The following is a 4,166-nucleotide window of genomic DNA, read 5'->3' as shown; positions in this document are numbered from 1 at the left end:
TGGTCGAAGTGCATGATCTCGATCTTCTCGGTCTCCTTCATGTGTGTCCTCCCATCACATGTGCGCGATTCTATACATCGCGCTTCTTGCTGATACCAATTATAGCCATACGATTGCTCATTATTTAATACCAATCTAAACTCACGGAGATTTACGGTGAACGGTCGGTTTCCTCGCCCGAGTGGTATTACAACGCCATTAGTTGTCTAATTCGAGCAGCACTGCAACGAACACTCCGCAACTCGCCACCTAAAACTACGTTGCGCCAAACCCGCCCTAGTGTTTCCGGCGCAACCGCGCAGTTCGGTTATTCGGCTTCCATCTCTGCTATCACACGACGATACATATCGATAACCTGAGTTGTCGCCTTAGACGGATCCTGATAGTAGCGGCCGTCACACGTCTCGGCCGAGGCATAGCCCGTATAGCCGTGGCGCATGAGCGCCTCGAGGTCGGCACGCATATCGCGCTCGCCGTCGCCCCAGGCAAGATGCGTCGTGCCGCCGCCGACATCCACAAAGTGGGTGTGGACGATCTTGTCGCCCAAGACCTCAAAGTAGCCGTCGATTGTGTCGCCGGCAACTTCCATGGCACCAAAGTCGATACAAGCCTTCAGGTTGGGACGATCGACCGCCTCGAGGATGCGCGCGACGTCCTGCGCGGTGTTGACCAGCACGGACTCCGACGGCTGTAGCGCCTCGAGCGCAACGCGAATGCCGCGCGTATCGGCATAGTCGCATACCGAACGCAGCATGGCAACGCTGCGGGCCCAGGCGTCCTCAGCCGGCTCGTCCAGATAGGCCCAACCACTCGTCACCAGAATCTGCGGCGCACCCAGCTCAACGGCAACGTCAATGACATTCTTAAAGTACGAGAGTATGCGCTTTTGGCCCGCCTCACCACGCACCGCGACATTCCACGGCTTGGGGTTGTTCTGCTCGGGGCACACGCACACGATCTTGATGCCGTACTGGGCGGCAAGATCGCGAATCTTATCCACCGAATCGTGCTCGTGGCAATCCACATACAGGTGCATCGAGCCAGTCCACAGCTCGATATTGCGATAACCCGCCTCGCCTGCAGCCTTAAAGAACGTCTCGATGCTGTAGTAACGATGGTTGATGTTCATGAGCGAAAGCTCGGGTACGGCCATAGTCCTCCCCTTTCGTACGGGCTTTTAAAAAACAGGGGGCTGCCGCACATGCGACAAGCCCCCAAAGATCGACGCAACCGTTAGACGCGATGGAAGCGTGATTTAAACATATTAGGCAAGCACGCCAAAGAAGGCACCGATGATGCCGATGACCATGGTGCAGAGAATCAGGACCATCGGGTTGATCTTCTTGGAGAGCAGCCAGTAGTAAATCCAGAAGGCGGCCATGCCGAGCATGCCGGGCATGATGCCGTCCAGGATGTCCTGGAGGGTCTGGGCGGAGTCGCCCTGACCGATGGCGACGGGCAGCGAAGCCCAGAACATGTCCTTGCTCATGGCGCCGACCACCATGACGCCGACGATGCCGACGCAGGCCATGATCTTTTGCATCAGACCGGTCTTCTGAGCCTCGTTGAGGAAGCCAATGCCCAGTTCATAACCCTTGATAGCGCCAAAGATACGAATCAGGAACGCCGGGATGTTATAGATGAGCAGGAAGGCGATGGGGCCAAAGGCGTTGCCGGCCTGGCACAGGCTGATGCCCACGGCAGCGGCAACAACGCGCAGGGTGGACAGGAAGAAGGAGTCACCCAGACCGGAAAGCGGGCCCATGAGGGCGGCCTTGATGTCGTTGACGCTCTCGGGCTCAACCTCGCCGCGAGCGACCTTCTCTTCCATGGCCATCGCGATGCCGCCCACGAAGGGAGCGAGCTGCGGGGTGATGTTGAAGAATGCGCTGTGACGGTGCAGGGCCTCGGCGTAATCGTCGGGACGGCCGGCATAGATCTTCTTGAGCATGTTGGCGACCATCAGGCAGAAGGCAATGTTCATCTGCTTGTAGTAGGTCCAGGAGAACTCCATGCCCAGAGCGCCGGTACTCAGAGAGCTCTTAATGAGGTCGGAGCGAGTAATCTGGTTCTCGGAATTAGAAGTCATCGTCCTCATCCCCTTCCACAGAAAGCTGGGGCTGGGCGCCACCAAGGCCCAGCAGGTCGAACTTGTTGATGCCGATGATGATTGCGATCAGAGCGACACCGAGGACGGGCACGTTGGCATAGGAGCACATCAGGAAGCCCAGGAAGTAGAACGGCACGAGCTGCTTGGTAAGCACCAGACGACCGAGCATTGCGAAGCCCATGGCAGGCAGGATGTTGGCTGCGACGCCAAAGCCATCAAGGACAAACGTCGGGATGAAGTCGAGCAGACCCTGAACGGCGTCAGCGCCAAGATAGAAGGAGACGGAGCACAGGAAGAAGGCCAGGGCGACAATCACAAGACCGATAACCCAGTGCATAGCGTAGATACCCTTGAGGTTACCCTTGCTGGCAAAGACGTCGGCGCGGTCGACCAGAAGGGGCATACCGGCGTTGATGACGTTCTTGATGGCCAGGCACAGGGTGGCGATGGGCATCGCGAGCGCGATAGCGGCCTCAGTGCTCTGGCCCAGCTGAATAGCGAAGGCGCAGGCGAGCACGCCGCCAATCGTCTCATCAGGTGGCACGTAAGCGCCGATGGCAATAGAACCCATGAAGAGCAGCTCGAGGCTCGCGCCGATGGCGAGGCCGGACTGCAGGTCCCCGAGGACTATGCCGACGAGCGGGCACAGAACGATCGGGCGGAACGCATAGAGCGTACCGAGCTGATAATCGAGCTTACCGAAAGCAGCGATAAGTCCGATGAGGATCGCTTGAACAAGCATTGTTCCTCCTTTTGATCCCTCTTGGATCCGGTCGGCGATTCCCGACTTGTCAGCGCGCCCTTTTCCATGCCGACAATCGCCTAGGCAGATCCAGCTTGTACCGGCGTGCTGTTAACACCTAAACCGGTACAAATGATTTCATACCAATTATATAGTCATGCAGAAACTATTTAATACCAATCGCTCAACGGGCAGGTACTTCCGGTGAACGGTAGGTGGACTACCGGGTAAAGCGTTTATCCGCTACTCCACGGATAGGGCAGCACCATGCGTGCCGCCCCGTGGTCCCAAGTTACAGGACACTCATAGCGTCGACCTTGGGGTCATCGGCCAGAGCGCGAATCTCGACCTCGACACCACGACCGACGAGCTCGCGGATTTCCTCTTCCTCGGCGGCGGTCACAAAGACCTGACGCGAAACCTGGCGGGCGTCGGGACGCTGTTCGTCCTTGGACTTGGTGTTGCCCAGGTTGATCGAGGTAATCTGCGGGCAGCCGTCGGCAAGCTGCTTGGCCTCGGCGATGCTGGCGACGCAGATGATCATCTTGTACTTATCAGTGACACCAGAGTTAATTGCCTCGATGGCGTGTTCCATGTCCTTGATGACGAGCTTGGCGTTGGCCGGCTTGCCCATCTTGAGCGTGGTCTTCCAAACGGGATCGTTGGCAACCTTGTCGCCGACGCAGAAGATGCAGTCGGAGCCCAGGCCCTGGACCCAAGAGACGGCCACCTGGCCATGAAGCAGACGATGGTCGACGCGAAGCAGTTGAATCATGATTGACCCCCAAAGGTCTCATGCCGGAAACCCGGCCCCATTAATAGCAGGCGGAGACTAGAACTCTTCCTCGTCATCCGCATCGGTCAGCAGATCGTTGACAAACTTGACGCGCGTGTCGTCAGCCGCGATTATCTCGCGGATAACCTGATCGGCGGGAGCCTCCTGGTCCGAGAACAGTAGCTGGATCAGCAGCGGCAGGTTCATGTTGGCGACAAGGTAGGTGTTGGGACGCGTCTGAACGATCTTGGTGAACTCGTTGTTGACGCTACCGCCAAACAGGTCGGTGCACACGATCACGTCATCGGCAGGGTCGATGGTCGCCAGCAGCTTTGCGGCCTCCTCGGCGACGTCGGTGCGACCGTCGACAAACATCGATAGATCGTGAACGTTATCGCGCGCGCCCGAGAGCAGCTCGGTGCTCTCTTTAATGCCGGTCGCAAAATGCGCGTGGCTGGCGAAGATGTATTGCCTCATTACAGTTTCCCCCAAATGGAATTAGTAGTCGAACTGGTGGTAGTAGCGGCGGTACTTGAGGT

5 protein-coding genes are annotated in these 4,166 nt (G+C 57.8%); all 5 read right to left on the bottom strand.

Going from position 1 to position 4,166, the window contains the following annotated elements; translation table 11 throughout:
• Window positions 1–307: 307 nt before the first annotated feature.
• Window positions 308–1,153, bottom strand: coding sequence for a sugar phosphate isomerase/epimerase (locus DXD94_RS09480; RefSeq protein ID WP_055252639.1), 846 nt, complete (start codon window positions 1,151–1,153; stop codon window positions 308–310).
• Between the two features lie 111 nt (window positions 1,154–1,264).
• Window positions 1,265–2,089 (bottom strand): PTS system mannose/fructose/sorbose family transporter subunit IID, encoded by an 825-nt coding sequence (locus DXD94_RS09475; protein ID WP_369831513.1) that lies wholly within the window; start codon window positions 2,087–2,089, stop codon window positions 1,265–1,267.
• The gene (locus DXD94_RS09470) at window positions 2,079–2,852 is read right to left on the bottom strand and encodes a PTS sugar transporter subunit IIC (RefSeq protein ID WP_117636066.1); all 774 of its coding nucleotides are present in this window, start codon (window positions 2,850–2,852) and stop codon (window positions 2,079–2,081) included. The genes DXD94_RS09475 and DXD94_RS09470 overlap by 11 nt, the downstream gene beginning before the upstream one ends.
• A gap of 292 nt (window positions 2,853–3,144) precedes the next feature.
• On the bottom strand, window positions 3,145–3,627 hold the full coding sequence (locus DXD94_RS09465) for a PTS sugar transporter subunit IIB (RefSeq protein WP_117636067.1): 483 nt from the start codon (window positions 3,625–3,627) through the stop codon (window positions 3,145–3,147).
• Between the two features lie 57 nt (window positions 3,628–3,684).
• On the bottom strand, window positions 3,685–4,104 hold the full coding sequence (locus DXD94_RS09460) for a PTS sugar transporter subunit IIA (protein ID WP_117636068.1): 420 nt from the start codon (window positions 4,102–4,104) through the stop codon (window positions 3,685–3,687).
• Between the last annotated feature and the right edge of the window lie 62 nt (window positions 4,105–4,166).

The organism is Collinsella sp. TM10-22, from assembly GCF_003466125.1.
Classification (GTDB): domain Bacteria; phylum Actinomycetota; class Coriobacteriia; order Coriobacteriales; family Coriobacteriaceae; genus Collinsella.
The sequence above is the reverse complement of the archived record's forward strand: the minus strand, read 5'-3'. Positions and strand labels throughout refer to the sequence as shown.

Coding starts and splice junctions, on each gene's coding strand:
- DXD94_RS09460 (WP_117636068.1), bottom strand. CDS start 4,104: ATGAGGCAATACATCTTCGCCAGCCACGCGCATTTTGCGACCGGCATT.
- DXD94_RS09465 (WP_117636067.1), bottom strand. CDS start 3,627: ATGATTCAACTGCTTCGCGTCGACCATCGTCTGCTTCATGGCCAGGTG.
- DXD94_RS09480 (WP_055252639.1), bottom strand. CDS start 1,153: ATGGCCGTACCCGAGCTTTCGCTCATGAACATCAACCATCGTTACTAC.
- DXD94_RS09475 (WP_369831513.1), bottom strand. CDS start 2,089: ATGACTTCTAATTCCGAGAACCAGATTACTCGCTCCGACCTCATTAAG.
- DXD94_RS09470 (WP_117636066.1), bottom strand. CDS start 2,852: ATGCTTGTTCAAGCGATCCTCATCGGACTTATCGCTGCTTTCGGTAAG.